Origin of the sequence: Kordiimonas sp. (genome assembly GCF_048264555.1) — a bacterium.
In the GTDB taxonomy this organism is placed as follows: Bacteria; Pseudomonadota; Alphaproteobacteria; order Sphingomonadales; family Kordiimonadaceae; genus Kordiimonas.
Window position 1 is genome coordinate 1 of sequence record NZ_JBLXCX010000007.1, and the last position, 15467, is coordinate 15467.

Below are 15467 nucleotides of genomic sequence, written 5' to 3' on the forward strand. Positions count from 1 at the left end.
GCGCTCGCAGACGACTATGCCAACGCCTATTATGTCAACCCAGCCATTGTGGAGCTGCCGTCCCAGACACCCAGCATGTGTGATGAGACCTTTGCGCCCATCCTCTATATCGTGAAGTATAAAAACTTCAATGATGCCATGGCCATGCAGAACGGCGTGCCGCAGGGTCTGTCCTCCGCCATCTTCACCACAGATGTGCGCGAGGCTGAAACCTTTATCTCGGCCGCAGGCTCAGACACCGGTATCGCCAATGTGAACATCGGCACATCCGGCGCAGAGATCGGTGGTGCCTTCGGCGGCGAGAAGGAAACCGGTGGTGGCCGCGAGAGTGGTTCAGACGCCTGGCGCGCCTATATGCGCCGCCAGACTTCAACCGTGAACTACTCCAAGGAACTGCCCCTCGCTCAAGGCATAAAGTTCGAATTGTAGTAAAGCAGAAAGAACATAGCTCAGCATGAAGAGCTATCGGGGTGGCCGAAATCCGGCCACCCCTTCTTGTTTGTTAGCCCTTCAAACTTATACATTTTTCCCTAAATTTTCGGTGGTTCGTAATACAATCGAAATGCATCACTGTTAGGGTTTCACTTCAGGCAATCATCACACCTCAGGCACCCTTTGGCACCAGGCCGAAGTCCAACCCTTTTGAGAGTATGTTCGATGCCGAGCACCTATGAAGTTACTGCCATCCGGAAATGCGAAACACGCAACGCCTTTGAAAGCGTCACCCATCTGTGTGGCGAGGCCTATGATGGCTCACAGTGGCAGATTCCGCATGAGGATGCGATTGAAGGTATGCGGTGTGGACGGTTCGAATTTCTGGTGCCTACCCTTGAAGGGAAACAAGGGAAGCTCGTGATCGCGCGCAGCCCCTACAATCGGTACTATCTGAAATGCGCACAAGACCGCGGGGAGCCAACCTCTCTCCTCAGGCTACCCTCAGCATAAACGGCCCCACCTGTCAGCCTTATCTGGAGAGCCCCCATAACCGGCAAGAAAAAACCTCCCACAGCACAAGCCGCGAGAGGTTTTGAATTCTTTGGAACTGATAAAGGTTGAATTAACGACCTTTTACTACCAGACCATCGCGCTCAAGGCGCTTGCGCTCAAGCTTACGAGCACGGCGAACGGCAGCAGCCTGTTCACGAGCCTTCTTTTCAGATGGCTTCTCGTAGAACCGACGCATTTTCATTTCACGGTACACGCCTTCACGCTGAAGTTTTTTCTTCAGAGCACGAAGAGCCTGATCCACATTATTATCCCGAACGGTAACCTCCATGGGTTACACCTTCCTTTCTAAAGCCAAAATTTATGGTGCGGGACATCGGGGTCGCACCACAGGGCAAAAGGCCTATAGCAGAGCACCATCACGCACACAAGTCATTTCCACACAAAAAGCCGCTGCAGCCCAACGTGAGCGCTGCATAAACGGTTTCACATGAGCCTTATATACCATGGTTTTTGCCATATTGCCAGAATGCGGCACTATGCCCCTCGCGTCACCACGCCTTCCATGTTAGAAAATTGGTAGCAAATTCTCGAACCAACCAACGAGACCGATCATGGCCACGAAGAAGACCGTCGACCGTACGCCAGAAGAACTTCGCCTCCCCCTGATGGAAGCGATGACAGACCATGTTGCGTTTGACGGCTGGACAGAAACGGCACTCAGGCGCGCGGCGGAAGATGTGGGCGTGACGCCCGAGGTTGCTGAGCTGGCATTCCCACGGGGGGCCATTGAAGTGCTTGAGCTGCACCTTGAGGACGCAGATGCGGTTCTGGCAAAAGCGCTGGCTGAACGTGATCTGGCCTCAATGAAAATTCGCGACCGCATTACCGTTGCCATTCGTACACGCCTTGAGCTGAACATGGGAGAGCAAGAGGTTATCAAACGCGGCCTCGCGACCTTGGCATTACCTCAACACATGGCGCTTGGCAGCAAGGCACTATGGCGCACGGCAGACGTTATGTGGCGGGCAGCAGGAGACACCAGTACGGATCATAATTGGTATACAAAGCGCGCCACCCTGTCGGCGGTCTATAGCGCTGTGCTGCTGTATTGGTTGAACGACAGTTCTGAAGACTGTGCTGACACCTGGGCTTTTCTTGACCACCGGATTGAAAACGTAATGGCCATTGAGAAAGCCAAGTTTCAGGTGCGTGAGGCGTGCAAGAATGCGCCGTCGCTATCCCGCTTTCTGGGGCGTCTACGTTACCCTGGTATGTAGGGTTGTTCCCCGGCCATGGCTAAGGTGCCTCTTTCACCCGATAAACTTCTCACCCATCTTTCACGTGATGCATCAGCGCTTGTCCTCAAGTGGCACCGTTACCTCAAGACAGAACGCCGCGCCTCGCAGCACACGCTTGATGCCTACAGTCGCGACTTTGCAGGCTTTATAGGGTTCCTCAACAATCATCATGGCGGTGCTGTTACCGTGGCGCTTTTGTCTGAACAGTCGGTGCGGGACTTCAGGTCCTATCTGGCGGCCAAACGAGGCGAAGGTGCTTCCGCGCGTTCCACAGCGCGGGCGCTTTCCACCGTGCGCAACTTTTACCGTTTCATCGCCCGCACCGAAGGCATCGAAAATGACGCCATAAAGGCCATTCAGGGGCCGAAACTGCCGCACCGCGTGCCACGCCCACTGACGGAAGATGGTGCACGCGCGGTTATGGACACGATAGGCGAACTGGCGGATGAAGACTGGATTGCTGCACGCGATACAGCAATTATAGCTCTGCTGTATGGTTGCGGCCTGCGGATCGCAGAAGCGCTTTCAATGAATGGTGATCAGGTGCCAGAGGGTGAGACAATGCGTATTGTCGGCAAGCGCGAGAAGGAACGCATCGTGCCCGTTTTGCCCGCCGTCAAAGATGCGATCAAGACCTATCGGAAACTGTGTCCCTATGCGCTCAAAGCCGACGGGCCCCTTTTTGTGGGCAAACGCGGGGCACGCCTGAACCCGCGCACGGTGCAGGCAACGATGCAGAAGGTAAGGGCCTTATTGGGGTTGCCGGAAAGTGCGACGCCCCATGCGCTGAGGCATAGTTTTGCGACCCACCTCCTGTCGCGCGGCGGTGATTTGAGGACAATTCAGGAACTGCTTGGCCACGCTGACCTTAAAGCCACACAAATATATACGGAAGTCGATAGCGCCAGACTTCTTGATGTGTATGATAAAGCCTTCAGACGCACCTAAGGTGCAGCATGTTAATATCAGACAATGGACTTCTTCGTGACCTTACCACCAGAGCATAAAATAGACCGCTTTCGCGGCTGGGCGCTGACAGCGCTCTACGGCTCCATCACACTTCTCAGCGCGATGCTTATTCTTGCCGCCTATATGGTGTGGCCGGCATTTGAAGGAGACTCCATGCTCGTCCTTGGCACTGGTCTTATGGGTCTGGCCACCGCACTCTTTGGCTTGCGGGTAACGTTAGAATATGTCCGCGCCATGCGAGGGCATTCCGGTTTGCCAAAGCTCGCCTTAATGCCCTTTATCTTCATGGCGATGACCATGATCGCCGCAAGCCAGCTATTTGGTGGGCACTAACCCGGCTATACGGGTGCGTAAGCCGCTCGCTGAGGGTGTATCGTCAAGCCACCGCGGCGCCTTTCCTGCCCATGATAAACCTTCATGCCCTTTGCCGGGCGCGATTTGTACTGCGCCGCTCCACACCGTGGTGGATTTTGACAACCTCCCGTCTGCGACAAGGGCCAATATAAGAAGGTGCCCGCACAAATGGTTTTGGATTGCCGATCATATGATTTAGACGGGCATGCAGGAGCTTGGCGGTCAGCGGCAAACCAAGTATCTCATGTGCACCAGCGTCACGCGCGGAAACCACTTTCTGTCTGTCGGGGGTCGGGATCACCATCACAACAAAGGCTTCAGCGACGGGCCCGTCGCACATACGCACGAACTTGATAAAGTCTACCCCGCCAAATTCTGGCAGTTCATAATCTACGAAAAAGAGCGAGAAACGTGACTGCTCCATCCGGGTAACTGCATCTCTCGCACTGGTGACAAGGCGCCCACCGCCAATACCCTGTTCCCTCAGGAAGTGCCAGATTGTACGCCCAAGCTGGGCGTTAGAAAGGGCAACAAGTGCATTCATCGCCCCATAATCAATTTTACTACGCATGAAACTGTCCCCAACAGCAGTTAATCACGCCTGAAGATGGACCCTCTCGATCTGCCTGATCGGTCCAATTTTAGCTAAATAGTATCTAACGCTGATACGGCACAGCGAGGCACTCTGTCAAAAGACATATAAAATTTTATATAATCCAAAAAAAAGCCCCGGCTTTGCGGCCGGGGCTTCATGTCTTATAGCTCTTTTTGGCCACTACATATGGATGGTGCGGTTGTGGACAGCGAGCGCCGCTTCTTTCACCGCCTCAGTCTCTGTTGGGTGCGCATGGCAGGTCAGCGCAATATCTTCCGCGCTCGCGCCAAACTCCATCGCTGTTGCGGCTTGGGCGATCATATTGCCCGCGTCGGAACCGATGATATGCACACCAAGCACACGGTCGGTTTCCTTGTCGGCGAGGATTTTAACGAAGCCTTCGGTTTGCAGGTTGGCTTTCGCACGGCTGTTGGCTGTGAAAGGGTATTTGCCAGCATTATAGGCAACACCCGCCTCCTTCAGTTCCTCTTCCGTTTTACCAACAGCAGCAACTTCAGGATGGGTGTACACAACACCCGGAATAACATCATGGTTCACATAGCCTGTGAGACCAGCGATATATTCCGCACAGGCAACACCCTCATCCTCCGCTTTGTGTGCCAGCATTGGGCCTTCAATCACGTCACCAATCGCCCAGATACCGGGTACATTGGTTGAGAAGTCAAGGGCAACTTTGATGCGGGAACGGTCATCAAGCTCAACACCAACAGTTTCAAGCCCAAGGCCTGCGGTGTAAGGGCGGCGGCCAACGGACACCAGAACAACATCAGCCTCAAGCGTCTTGGCGTCACCGCCTTTAACAGGCTCAAAGGTTACATTCACGCCGGACTTGGTTTTCTCAACCGAGGTAACCTTGCTTGAGAGATTGAGCTTCATGCCTTGTTTCTTGAGCACACGACCGAAAGTTTTGCGAACCTCACCGTCCATACCCGGCAGCACCTGATCCATAAACTCGACCACGGTTACCTCAGAACCAAGCCGCTGCCAGACCGAGCCCAGCTCAAGCCCGATTACACCGCCACCAATTACCACCAGATGTTTTGGCACTTTTGGCAAGCTCAAGGCGCCAGTGGAAGAAACGATGGTTTTCTCATCGATCTCAACACCCGGCAGGCTCGCGACATCGCTACCTGTTGCGATGATGGTATTTTTTGTCTTGAGCGTCTGCTTACCGCCGTCATTCAGGTCTACCTCAATGGTATCCTTCGCGGACAATCGCGCAGCGCCCTTCACCCAGGTGATTTTATGCTTCTTGAAAAGAAACTCGATGCCGCCGGTAAGGCCATCCACGATTTTGTCTTTCGCGCCCATCATTTCCTTGAGGTCGAATGATACGCCTTTGGTGGTGATGCCAAACTTGCCAAGATCGTGCGCTGCCTCATGATAGAGGTGTGACGCATTCAACAATGCCTTTGAAGGCATACAGCCCACGTTCAGGCATGTTCCACCAAGCGTGTCTCGCTTGTCGATACACGCTGTCTTGAGCCCAAGCTGCGCAGCGCGAATAGCTGCAACATAACCACCGGGGCCTGCGCCAATTACAACAACGTCGAAAGTGTCAGACATCTTTTGTCCCTTTTTTAAGCAGATGGGTGGGACAATGGCCCACCCATGTAGATATCTTCAAATCTAAAAGCCGGCCCTACATATCGAGCAGAAGACGGGTTGGGTCTTCAAGCGCCTCTTTCACCCGCACAAGGAAGGTAACAGCCTCACGGCCATCAATGATGCGGTGATCATAGGACAGCGCCAGATACATCATTGGGCGGATAACGACCTGCCCATTGATGGCAACCGGGCGTTCCTGAATTTTGTGCATCCCCAGGATACCGGATTGTGGCGGGTTCAGGATCGGGCTCGACATCAGTGAGCCAAAAATACCACCGTTTGAAATCGTGAACGTACCACCCTGCATATCGTCAACGGTCAGCTTGCCGTCGCGTGCCTTACGGCCGAAGTTCGCGATAGACAGCTCCGTATCCGCGAAGGACATGTCTTGCGCATCCTTCAGCACAGGCACCACAAGCCCGTTCGGGCTTGAGACCGCAACACCGATATTCGCATAATTGTGATAGACGATTTCGTCACCATCGATCTGGGCATTCACGGCGGGAAGCTCTTTGAGCGCCAAGCAGCAAGCTTTGGTGAAGAAGCTCATGAACCCAAGTTTGATGTTATGCTTCTTGGCAAACAGATCTTTGTATTTGTTCCGCGCTGCCATCACAGCAGACATATCCACCTCATTATAGGTGGTAAGCATCGCGGCGGTGTTTTGCGCGTCCTTCAGGCGCTCAGCAATCCGCTTGCGAAGTCGGGTCATTTTCACCCGCTCTTCCCGTGGGCCGGATGATGCTGCAACAGCTGCAACAGCCGGTGCTGACATGGTGCGTGCACTACCGCTCTCGATCGCTTTCAGAACATCACCCTTGGTGAGACGACCATCTTTGCCTGTGCCGGAAATAGACGCTGGATCAAGGTTATAGTCTTCCACCATACGGCGCACAGCGGGTGACATTGGCATCAGGTCACCACCACCTGAAGACGCTGCTGGTGCAGGAGCAGTTTCTTTCGCTGGCGCTGCTTCTTCCTTCTTCGGTGCAGGCGCAGGTGCAGCCGCTTCCGCTTTTGGTGCAGGAGCAGATGAACCGCTTGCTTTACCTTCAGTATCGACCTTTGCGATCAGCGCACCGATCTCAACGTCCTCACCTTCTTCAACAACGATCTCGACCAGAACACCAGCTACAGGGCTTGGTACTTCCATCGCCACCTTATCGGTTTCAACTTCTACAATCGGCTCATCCGCAGCGACCGCGTCGCCCACCTTTTTCAGCCATGTGCCGATGGTGCCTTCCGCGACCGATTCACCCATCTGCGGGATTACGATATCTTCGATTGCCATTGGGTGTGCTCCTACCCTTCTTCTAAATCGTCAGTGCTTGATTAACGAGCTCTTCCTGCTCAGCCGCATGGCGCGAAGCCAGACCGGTGGCAGTTGAAGCGCTCGCGATACGGCCAGCATAAGCAGGACGTGCGCATTTCATTTCCAGATCAACAAGAACGCCTTCTAGAGGTTCATGGATATACCCCCATGCGCCCATGTTGCGTGGCTCCTCCTGACACCATACGACGCTCTCAGCATTTTTAAAGCGCTGAAGCTCGGTTTTGATGGCGCGTTCAGGGAACGGGAAGAGCTGCTCTACACGCAGGAGATAGGTATCATCCTGCTCACGCTTGTCGCGCTCATCCAGAAGGTCGTAATAAACCTTGCCTGAACAAAGCACCACGCGTTTGATCTTGTCGTCGCTCTTAAGCTTGATCGAATCGCCACCCTCGGTTTCGGCGTTATCCCAAAGTACACGGTGGAACTGGGAACCAGGGCCAAAGTCTGCGAGGTTCGATACGCAGCGCTTGTGCCTCAGAAGCGATTTCGGCGTCATGATCACAAGCGGCTTACGGAAACTCCGGTGCATCTGGCGCCTGAGAACATGGAAATAGTTCGCGGGCGTCGTACAGTTCACCACCTGCCAGTTATCTTCGGCGGAAAGCTGAAGGTAACGCTCAAGCCGCGCGGATGAGTGCTCAGGCCCCTGCCCTTCATAGCCGTGCGGCAACAGCATCACGAGGCCCGACATACGGAGCCATTTTGCCTCAGCGGAGCAAATGAACTGATCGATAATGATCTGTGCGCCGTTGGCAAAATCACCAAACTGTGCTTCCCAAAGCGTCAGTGAATTTGGCTCAGCCATCGAGTATCCATACTCAAAGCCAAGCACCCCGAATTCAGACAGGTGGCTATCCAGAACGGTAAACTGTGCGTCCTGATTAACTGACTGCAGCGGCACATAGCGATCTTCGGTTTTCTGGTCCACAAACACAGCATGACGCTGGCTGAAGGTACCCCGGCCACAGTCCTGGCCCGACAGGCGAACACCATAGCCTTCGCGCAGCAATGTACCAAACGCGAGCGCTTCAGCGGTTGCCCAGTCAAACCCCGCACCGTTTTCAAACATCTGGTGCTTGTTCTCAAGCACACGCTTAAGGGTACGGTGAATGTTGAACTTCTCCGGCACGGTGGTGATAATCTCACCCACCTCACGCAGCATGATCTCAGCCACACCGGTTTCAGCGCGGCGTTTTTCATGGTCGGCATCGGCAAGACCAAGGCCTTCCCACTTGCCTTCAAACCAGTCAGCTTTGTTCACGCGGTATTCGCGGGCAGATTCAAACTCATCCTCGAGGTAGCTGATGAACTCGTTTTCCATCTGCTCAAATTTCTCGGCGGTGAGGACACCTTCCGCAATCAAACGGTCCGCATAAATCTTTACCACGCTCGGGTGGTTTTTGATCGCTGCGTACATCAGCGGCTGCGTGAAAGCTGGCTCGTCAGATTCGTTATGGCCGAAGCGGCGATAACAGATCATGTCAATCACCACGTCGCGGCGGAAGGTCTGGCGGAACTCAGTTGCGATTTTTGCCGCATATGTCACCGCTTCAGGGTCGTCACCGTTCACGTGGAAGATGGGCGCTTGCACCATTTTCGCCACGTCACTTGGGTACGGGCTTGAACGTGCAAACTGCGGGCTTGTGGTGAAACCGATCTGGTTGTTCACGATGAAGTGCACAGTACCACCGGTATTGTACCCACGAAGGCCAGACATGCCAAAACACTCTGCCACGATGCCCTGACCCGCGAAGGCCGCATCACCGTGCAGCAGGAGCGAGAGTGTGGTATTACGCTGAGTATCTTTTTTCTGTTCTTGCTTCGCGCGGGTTTTACCGATCACCACCGGGTTAACGGCTTCAAGGTGTGACGGGTTCGCGTTCAGCGAGAGGTGAACCTTGTTGCCATCAAACTCACGATCCGCACTCGTGCCAAGGTGATATTTCACATCACCTGAGCCCTGCACGTCATCCGGCTTGAAAGAGCCGCCATGAAACTCGTTAAAGATCGCACGGTAGGGCTTCTGCATCACGTTTGCGAGCACGTTGAGGCGCCCCCGGTGCGGCATGCCGATCACGATCTCATCAAGGCCATATTGGCCGCCGGTTTTCATCACAGCTTCAAGGGCAGGCACCATGGCCTCACCGCCATCAAGGCCAAAGCGTTTGGTGCCGGTATATTTACGGCCAAGGAAACGCTCAAACTGCACGGCTTCAATGAGCTTGTTCAAGATCGCAATCTTGCCGCGGTCCGTAAACTGGATTTCCTTGTCACGACCTTCGATCTGACGCTGAATCCAAGCCTTCTCCTCAGGGTCGTTGATGTGCATGAACTCAACGCCGAGGTTTGAGCAGTAGGTGCGCTTCAGGATTTCGATGATCTCACGGATGCTTGCGGTCTCAAGGCCCAGCACACCGTCCATGAAAATCTTGCGGTCCATATCGCCGGGGCCAAAACCATAAGTCTCTGGCTTCAGCTCAGGGTTTACCGGGCGTTCCTCGAGCCCAAGCGGGTCAAGGTTCGCCATCAGGTGGCCGCGCACCCTGTAGGTGCGTACCATCATCAACGCACGGATACTGTCGATGGTGGCTGAGCGGACATCTGCCTGACTAACAGCCGCACCCGCAGATTTCGCAGGCGCGTCGCCTTCAATGAACATGTCCGAGCCATCAAGCCCGGTTGTCAGGTCATCGTTCGGGCGCAACGGCCAGTCTGACCGAGCCCAGCTCGGGCCGGACTTGGCAACGCCGGCTTCCAGTTCCTCAAAATATTCCGCCCATCCCTGGTCAACAGAGCTGGGGTCACTAGAATATTTATTATACAGAGTTTCAACAAACTGGGGGCTAACACCTTCCAGTGCGGCGATGCGGTCCATATCTGCACCCATGGGCAAATCGGCGCGGCGTTTTCCACCGCGCCCCTCTTTTGGCGGGTTAACCGTTGATGGCTTTAAGAAGCGTTGTACCAAGCGCTGCAGGGCTGTCTGAGACAATGATACCAGCAGATTTCATTGCTTCGATTTTGTCTTCAGCACCACCCTGACCACCTGACACAATCGCACCAGCGTGGCCCATCGTACGACCTGGAGGGGCAGTACGGCCAGCAATAAAGCCAGCAACAGGCTTTTTAACCTTGCTTTGTTTCAGGAACTCAGCAGCTTCTTCTTCTGCGGAGCCACCGATTTCACCGATCATGATGATCGAATGTGTATCGTCGTCACCGAGGAACATATCGAGGCAATCGATAAAGTTGGTGCCGTTTACCGGGTCACCACCGATACCGATACAGGTGCTTTGACCAAGGCCTGCAGCTGTTGTTTGCGCTACAGCTTCATAGGTGAGCGTACCGGAACGTGAAACGATACCCACATTGCCTGGCTTGTGAATATGGCCCGGCATAATACCGATTTTACATTCACCCGGCGTGATCACGCCCGGGCAGTTTGGGCCAACGAGGCGGGTTTTCGAATTTTTAAGCGCACGCTTCACGCGCACCATGTCCAGAACCGGGATACCCTCGGTGATACAAACCACAAGTTCAATCTCGGCATCAATCGCTTCGAGAATGGAGTCTGCTGCGAATGGAGGCGGAACATAGATCACAGAGGCATTACAGCCCGTGCGGTCTTTCGCTTCGCCAACGGTGTTAAAAACCGGCAGATCAAGGTGCTTCTGGCCGCCTTTGCCCGGGGTCACACCACCAACCATCTGTGTGCCATATGCAATAGCCTGCTCAGAGTGGAAGGTGCCCTGCGCGCCGGTGAAGCCCTGGCAGATAACCTTGGTATTTTTTCCTACGAGAACGGACATTACGCTGCCTCCTTCACGGCTTTCACAACTTTTTCAGCCGCGTCATTCAAATCGTCGGCAGTGATGATCGGCAGGCCGCTATCAGCCATGATCTGTTTGCCAAGTTCTACGTTTGTGCCTTCAAGGCGGACCACAAGCGGAACGCTGAGCGCAACTTCACGTGCCGCCGCAACAACACCTTCCGCGATCACGTCACAGCGCATGATGCCGCCAAAGATATTCACGAGAATACCCTCAACATTATCGTCTGAAAGGATGATCTTGAACGCTTCGGTCACACGCTCTTTTGTGGCGCCACCACCGACGTCCAAAAAGTTGGCAGGCTCGCCGCCCTTCAGCTTGATGATGTCCATGGTTGCCATGGCAAGGCCCGCGCCGTTCACCATACAGCCGATGGAACCATCGAGGCTGATATAGTTGAGGTCGTATTTGGATGCTTCGATCTCTTTTGGATCTTCTTCAGATTCGTCACGAAGCTCACGCACGTCCGCATGGCGGAACAGCGCGTTGCCATCAAATGACATCTTGGCATCAAGCACGATCATCTTATCGTCTTCGGTGAGGACAAGCGGGTTGATCTCAAGAAGCGATGCATCAAGGTCGGTGTAGGCTTTATAGAGCGCAGCTACTACCTTCTGACATTCCTTGGCAGCAGCGCCTTCAAGGTTGAGGCCAAACGCGACCTTGCGGCAGTGGTAAGGCTGCAGGCCAGTTACCGGATCAATCGTGATGGTTACGATTTTCTCAGGCGTGCTTTCCGCTACTTCCTCAATATCCATACCGCCTTCTGTAGACGCCATGATCGCAAGCTTGCCGCTCGCGCGGTCAAGCAGCATGGAGAGGTAAAATTCGCTTTTGATGGCGCAACCGTCTTCAACGTAAACGCGCTTGACCTCTTTGCCCTCAGGGCCGGTTTGGTGCGTCACGAGCGTTTTGCCGATCAGCTCTTTGGCAACAGCTTCAACGTCGTCGAGCGTTTTAACAACCTTCACACCGCCCGCTTTACCGCGGCCACCAGCGTGAATTTGCGCCTTCACAACCCATACAGGGCCGCCCAGCTTCTTCGCTTCATCAACAGCTTCAGCCGCCGTATAGGCAACACCACCTTCAAGTACGGGCGCGCCGTATTTTTTCAAAAGGCCCTTCGCCTGATATTCATGGATATTCATCTGCTATCCAACTCCTTGAGTTCCAGATTTGGAAAGTTCCAAGTCTCTTTGCGTGCCGCTTACGCGAGCGACGGATCGATATTGATGCAAGCTTCCATCAGGCCCTTCACAGCGCCTACGGAGTGATCGAAGCCGGTTTTCTCTTCGCCTTGCAGATCGATCTCAACAACTTTTTCAACGCCGTTTGCGCCAATAATCACTGGCACACCAACATACATGTTATCCAGACCATATTCCCCTGTCAGGTGCGCTGCAACCGGCAACAGGCGGCGTTTGTCTTTCAGATAGCTCTCTGCCATCTCAATCGCGCTGGTTGCTGGTGCGTAAAACGCGGAACCTGTCTTCAGGAGGCCGACGATCTCTGCGCCACCATCGCGGGTGCGCTGAACGATAGCATCGATCTTTTCCTCTGTTGACCAACCCATTTTAATGAGGTCTGGCACAGGGATACCAGCAACAGCCGAATAGCGGGTCAGCGGCACCATGGTATCGCCATGGCCACCAAGCACAAATGCTGTCACGTCCTGAACGGATACGTTGAATTCTTCTGCAAGGAAGTGGCGGAAACGCGAGCTATCGAGCACACCAGCCATGCCACAAACTTTATTTGTTGGCAGGCCAGAGAATTTTTGCAGCGCCCAAACCATGGCATCCAGCGGGTTGGTGATGCAAATAACAAAGGCATCTGGCGCATATTTGCCGATGCCTTCACCCACTGCCTTCATAACCTTGAGGTTGATGCCGAGAAGATCATCACGGCTCATGCCCGGCTTACGCGGCACACCTGCGGTTACGATAACAACATCTGCGCCTTCGATATCTTTATAGTCGTTCGCGCCTTTAAGAACTGAATTATACCCTTCCACCGGCGCGCTTTGCGCGAGGTCAAGCGCCTTGCCTTGAGGCAGGCCTTCCGCGATATCGAAAAGGACAATATCGCCCATTTCCTTAAGCGCTGCGAGGTGTGCAAGAGTACCACCGATCTGGCCGCTGCCGATCAATGCAATTTTTTTACGTGCCATGAGAATGCTCCAGCCAAGTTTTGGGGCCACTTGAGGTCAGTAACCGCGTACTGAAAAACAATGAATATTCTGGGAGCTACCTAGCGCGTTTACCCCCATGAGACAAGTCATGAAGTGCTACCTTGCTCGATATCCCTTTATGAATCGTTACCTTAGTGCGAATTCTGCCTTTAAGCCTTCTTATTTTTCCGCATCAGCCATGCAAAAAGCGCATAGCTCGCAATAAAAGGAAAGAAAATCGGTCGCTTAGGTGCCCGAGTCTCGCATTCTCTGGCCCAAGATATTCCAGACCATACCTGTCCGAACTGTTGCCAAACCCATCACCACACGATTATAAACTTTGGCTTATCAGGGGGTCGAGTTTCACTCGACAGGGTATAGGAGAGACCAGGTTGGTTGAGATAAGTATCAATACTCGCCACGATCCAGAGGATCTTAACGGTATCTATCGAAAAACTGGACGTCTGCAGGTTAAAAATTTTTTCCCGACAAATGTGGCAGATGAACTTTTTGGCCTGATCTCCCAGAACCAGACGTGGTTCACTGCCTATAATGAAGGCGAAAATTACTTCGAAATCCCTCATAGCGGGATGGCTAAGATGACACCCCAGCAAAGGCAGCAGTTCTGGCATAAAATACAGAAAGGCGCGCGTGACGGTTTCCAGTATTTCTTTGACCAATATTATATGACAGAAGCCATTATGAATGGCCGCGAAGAAGGTCATGCGCTGCACCAGATGCACAACTTTGTAAACTCGGACGAGTTTCTAAATTTCATGCGGACGCTCACCGGTGTCGAGGAAATTGATCGTTCAGACAGTTTTGCAAGCCGGTACATGCCGGGCCATTTTCTAACCACTCACACCGATACTCATGCCAATGAGAACCGCGTGGCTGCCTATACGATTTCGATGACCAGGAACTGGATGCCCGACTGGGGCGGCAATCTCATATTTTATGGTGAAGATGGCAATATCAACGGTGGGTTCACACCGACGTTCAATACCCTGAATATTTTCACGGTGCCGCAACTTCATGCGGTGAGCCAGGTCGCGCCTTTTGCCGGCGGCCCGCGCTTCAGTTTCCTTGGCTGGTTGAAAAGGGCGTAACTCAGGTGAGTTTTCCGTGGCCACGCGCCAGATAGTCTTCCGACTGCATCTCCATCAGTCGGGAGACTGTGCGGTCGAACTCAAAGTGGCCATCACCACTTTCATATAATTTGTCAGGTGCTACAGCAGCAGAACACAAGAGCTTCACCCCATGTTCATAGAGCGCGTCAATCAGGGTCACAAACCTCTTGGCTTCGTTTCGCTTTTCCGGCCCAAGCTGAGGCACCGCCACCAGAATAACCGTATGATAAGCGCGTGCGATGGCCAGATAGTCAGCAGCACCTAAGGCGTTGGCACATAATCGCTTGAAGGAAAAAACCGCCACACCTCGCGCTGCTTTGGGTACAAAAAGTTTCCGGCCCTGCACGATAAGTTCGTCGGACGGCACCTTGTCGCGGTCTTCCACATCCCGGTCGGTCAAACGAAAGAAAGCTTCGGAAAGCCTGGCCGTGGTTTCAGCGTTTATGGGCGTATAATAGGTGTCTACACCCTTCAGGCGATCATACCGGTAGTCGGTTGGGCCATCGAGCGGCACCACATCAAACTGCGCTTTGATCATCTCAATAAAAGGCAGGAAAAGCTGACGATTGAGCCCGCCTTTATAGAGGTCATCGGGCACCCGGTTTGACGTCGCAACGATAACCACCCCGCGCTCCAGCAATTCTTTGTATAGCCGTCCAAGCACCATGGCGTCAGCAATGTCGGTGACCTGCATCTCGTCGAAACACAGAAGTGTGGCTTCAAGCGCAATCTGCCGCGCAACCGGCGGAATGGGGTCATCCTCGGAAGCTCTACCGCCTTTCTCCGCTCGCTCTTTCGCGGAAAGGCCGCGCCACTCTTTCAGCCGCGCATGGATATCCAGCATAAACTCATGAAAATGCACACGCTTTTTGTGGGTAACCGGCGCGAGCTCATAAAAGAGATCCATCAGCATGGATTTGCCGCGCCCCACACCACCATATATGTAAAGGCCTTTGGGCGCCTTCTTGTCACCCCCGGTCCAGCGAAAGAAATTTGCGAGCCGCCAGCTCTTGATCGAAAGCCCACCAGACCGGCCCGCCACTTCAGGGTATTCAGCCAAATCATGGTACAGACGCTCAAAATGGGTCAGCACACGCTCCTGCTCGGGGTCAGGTCTTACTTCGCCTTCTCTAGCGAGCCGCGCATAGGCGGCCTTGGGCGTTTCCGTCATAAATATTGGCCTAGCTGGTCTGACAAATATATGTCTTCCT

The 15467-nt window shown here is 53.7% G+C and carries 15 protein-coding genes; 6 read left to right on the forward strand and 9 right to left on the reverse strand.

Annotation, left to right across the window (positions count from 1 at the left end):
• Positions 1 to 429 (forward strand): aldehyde dehydrogenase family protein (locus tag ACN0XZ_RS15965; protein ID WP_417458797.1); only part of this gene is annotated, 429 nt, incomplete at its 5' end.
• Positions 430 to 657: 228 nt separating this feature from the next.
• Entirely contained in the window at positions 658 to 945 is a 288-nt protein-coding gene (locus tag ACN0XZ_RS15970; protein WP_417458798.1) for a hypothetical protein, read from the forward strand.
• Positions 946 to 1057: 112 nt separating this feature from the next.
• On the opposite strand, the gene rpsU is transcribed toward ACN0XZ_RS15970, so the two are convergent.
• Positions 1058 to 1276 (reverse strand): 30S ribosomal protein S21, encoded by a 219-nt coding sequence (rpsU, locus tag ACN0XZ_RS15975; RefSeq protein WP_020401352.1) that lies wholly within the window; start codon positions 1274 to 1276, stop codon positions 1058 to 1060.
• 283 nt (positions 1277 to 1559) lie between these two features.
• On the opposite strand from rpsU, the gene ACN0XZ_RS15980 reads away from it, so the two are divergent.
• Genes ACN0XZ_RS15980 through ACN0XZ_RS15990 form a run of 3 tightly spaced genes read left to right on the forward strand, consistent with a single transcriptional unit; the run spans position 1560 to position 3548 of the window.
• Positions 1560 to 2225 (forward strand): COQ9 family protein, encoded by a 666-nt coding sequence (locus tag ACN0XZ_RS15980; protein ID WP_417458799.1) that lies wholly within the window; start codon positions 1560 to 1562, stop codon positions 2223 to 2225.
• 15 nt (positions 2226 to 2240) lie between these two features.
• Entirely contained in the window at positions 2241 to 3194 is a 954-nt protein-coding gene (locus ACN0XZ_RS15985) for a tyrosine recombinase XerC (protein WP_417458800.1), read from the forward strand.
• 36 nt (positions 3195 to 3230) lie between these two features.
• Positions 3231 to 3548 (forward strand): hypothetical protein, encoded by a 318-nt coding sequence (locus ACN0XZ_RS15990; RefSeq protein WP_417458801.1) that lies wholly within the window; start codon positions 3231 to 3233, stop codon positions 3546 to 3548.
• A gap of 82 nt (positions 3549 to 3630) precedes the next feature.
• Here ACN0XZ_RS15990 and ACN0XZ_RS15995 read toward each other — a convergent pair whose 3' ends face one another.
• The 7 genes from ACN0XZ_RS15995 to mdh form a co-directional block, all read right to left on the reverse strand.
• Complete coding sequence (locus ACN0XZ_RS15995; protein WP_417458802.1) at positions 3631 to 4140, reverse strand: hypothetical protein; 510 nt, start codon at positions 4138 to 4140, stop codon at positions 3631 to 3633.
• 204 nt (positions 4141 to 4344) lie between these two features.
• The gene (lpdA, locus tag ACN0XZ_RS16000; RefSeq protein WP_417458803.1) at positions 4345 to 5751 is read right to left on the reverse strand and encodes a dihydrolipoyl dehydrogenase; all 1407 of its coding nucleotides are present in this window, start codon (positions 5749 to 5751) and stop codon (positions 4345 to 4347) included.
• Between the two features lie 76 nt (positions 5752 to 5827).
• Positions 5828 to 7084: a 2-oxoglutarate dehydrogenase complex dihydrolipoyllysine-residue succinyltransferase gene (gene odhB / locus ACN0XZ_RS16005; protein WP_417458804.1), complete on the reverse strand. Its 1257-nt coding sequence runs from the start codon at positions 7082 to 7084 to the stop codon at positions 5828 to 5830.
• A 22-nt stretch (positions 7085 to 7106) separates the two neighbouring features.
• The gene (locus ACN0XZ_RS16010; RefSeq protein WP_417458805.1) at positions 7107 to 10001 is read right to left on the reverse strand and encodes a 2-oxoglutarate dehydrogenase E1 component; all 2895 of its coding nucleotides are present in this window, start codon (positions 9999 to 10001) and stop codon (positions 7107 to 7109) included.
• A 58-nt stretch (positions 10002 to 10059) separates the two neighbouring features.
• Positions 10060 to 10935, reverse strand: coding sequence for a succinate--CoA ligase subunit alpha (gene sucD / locus ACN0XZ_RS16015; RefSeq protein WP_417458806.1), 876 nt, complete (start codon positions 10933 to 10935; stop codon positions 10060 to 10062).
• Positions 10935 to 12104, reverse strand: a complete 1170-nt coding sequence (gene sucC, locus ACN0XZ_RS16020) for an ADP-forming succinate--CoA ligase subunit beta (RefSeq protein ID WP_417458807.1) — start codon at positions 12102 to 12104, stop codon at positions 10935 to 10937. Before sucC ends, sucD begins: the two co-directional genes overlap by 1 nt.
• A gap of 59 nt (positions 12105 to 12163) precedes the next feature.
• A complete protein-coding gene (gene mdh, locus ACN0XZ_RS16025) occupies positions 12164 to 13126 on the reverse strand; it encodes a malate dehydrogenase (RefSeq protein WP_417458808.1) in 963 nt (320 codons plus the stop codon).
• A gap of 392 nt (positions 13127 to 13518) precedes the next feature.
• On the opposite strand from mdh, the gene ACN0XZ_RS16030 reads away from it, so the two are divergent.
• Positions 13519 to 14235: a 2OG-Fe(II) oxygenase gene (locus tag ACN0XZ_RS16030; RefSeq protein ID WP_417458809.1), complete on the forward strand. Its 717-nt coding sequence runs from the start codon at positions 13519 to 13521 to the stop codon at positions 14233 to 14235.
• 1 nt (position 14236) lies between these two features.
• Here ACN0XZ_RS16030 and zapE read toward each other — a convergent pair whose 3' ends face one another.
• Positions 14237 to 15427, reverse strand: a complete 1191-nt coding sequence (gene zapE / locus ACN0XZ_RS16035) for a cell division protein ZapE (RefSeq protein ID WP_417458810.1) — start codon at positions 15425 to 15427, stop codon at positions 14237 to 14239.
• Between the last annotated feature and the right edge of the window lie 40 nt (positions 15428 to 15467).

What these genes read in the sequence shown, in the direction of transcription:
- ACN0XZ_RS15995 (WP_417458802.1), bottom strand. Translation starts at nt 4,140, where the DNA reads ATGCGTAGTAAAATTGATTATGGGGCGATGAATGCACTTGTTGCCCTT.
- sucD (WP_417458806.1), bottom strand. Translation starts at nt 10,935, where the DNA reads ATGTCCGTTCTCGTAGGAAAAAATACCAAGGTTATCTGCCAGGGCTTC.
- sucC (WP_417458807.1), bottom strand. Translation starts at nt 12,104, where the DNA reads ATGAATATCCATGAATATCAGGCGAAGGGCCTTTTGAAAAAATACGGC.
- ACN0XZ_RS15985 (WP_417458800.1), top strand. Translation starts at nt 2,241, where the DNA reads ATGGCTAAGGTGCCTCTTTCACCCGATAAACTTCTCACCCATCTTTCA.
- zapE (WP_417458810.1), bottom strand. Translation starts at nt 15,427, where the DNA reads ATGACGGAAACGCCCAAGGCCGCCTATGCGCGGCTCGCTAGAGAAGGC.
- mdh (WP_417458808.1), bottom strand. Translation starts at nt 13,126, where the DNA reads ATGGCACGTAAAAAAATTGCATTGATCGGCAGCGGCCAGATCGGTGGT.
- ACN0XZ_RS15980 (WP_417458799.1), top strand. Translation starts at nt 1,560, where the DNA reads ATGGCCACGAAGAAGACCGTCGACCGTACGCCAGAAGAACTTCGCCTC.
- ACN0XZ_RS15970 (WP_417458798.1), top strand. Translation starts at nt 658, where the DNA reads ATGCCGAGCACCTATGAAGTTACTGCCATCCGGAAATGCGAAACACGC.
- odhB (WP_417458804.1), bottom strand. Translation starts at nt 7,084, where the DNA reads ATGGCAATCGAAGATATCGTAATCCCGCAGATGGGTGAATCGGTCGCG.
- lpdA (WP_417458803.1), bottom strand. Translation starts at nt 5,751, where the DNA reads ATGTCTGACACTTTCGACGTTGTTGTAATTGGCGCAGGCCCCGGTGGT.
- rpsU (WP_020401352.1), bottom strand. Translation starts at nt 1,276, where the DNA reads ATGGAGGTTACCGTTCGGGATAATAATGTGGATCAGGCTCTTCGTGCT.
- ACN0XZ_RS16010 (WP_417458805.1), bottom strand. Translation starts at nt 10,001, where the DNA reads ATGGACCGCATCGCCGCACTGGAAGGTGTTAGCCCCCAGTTTGTTGAA.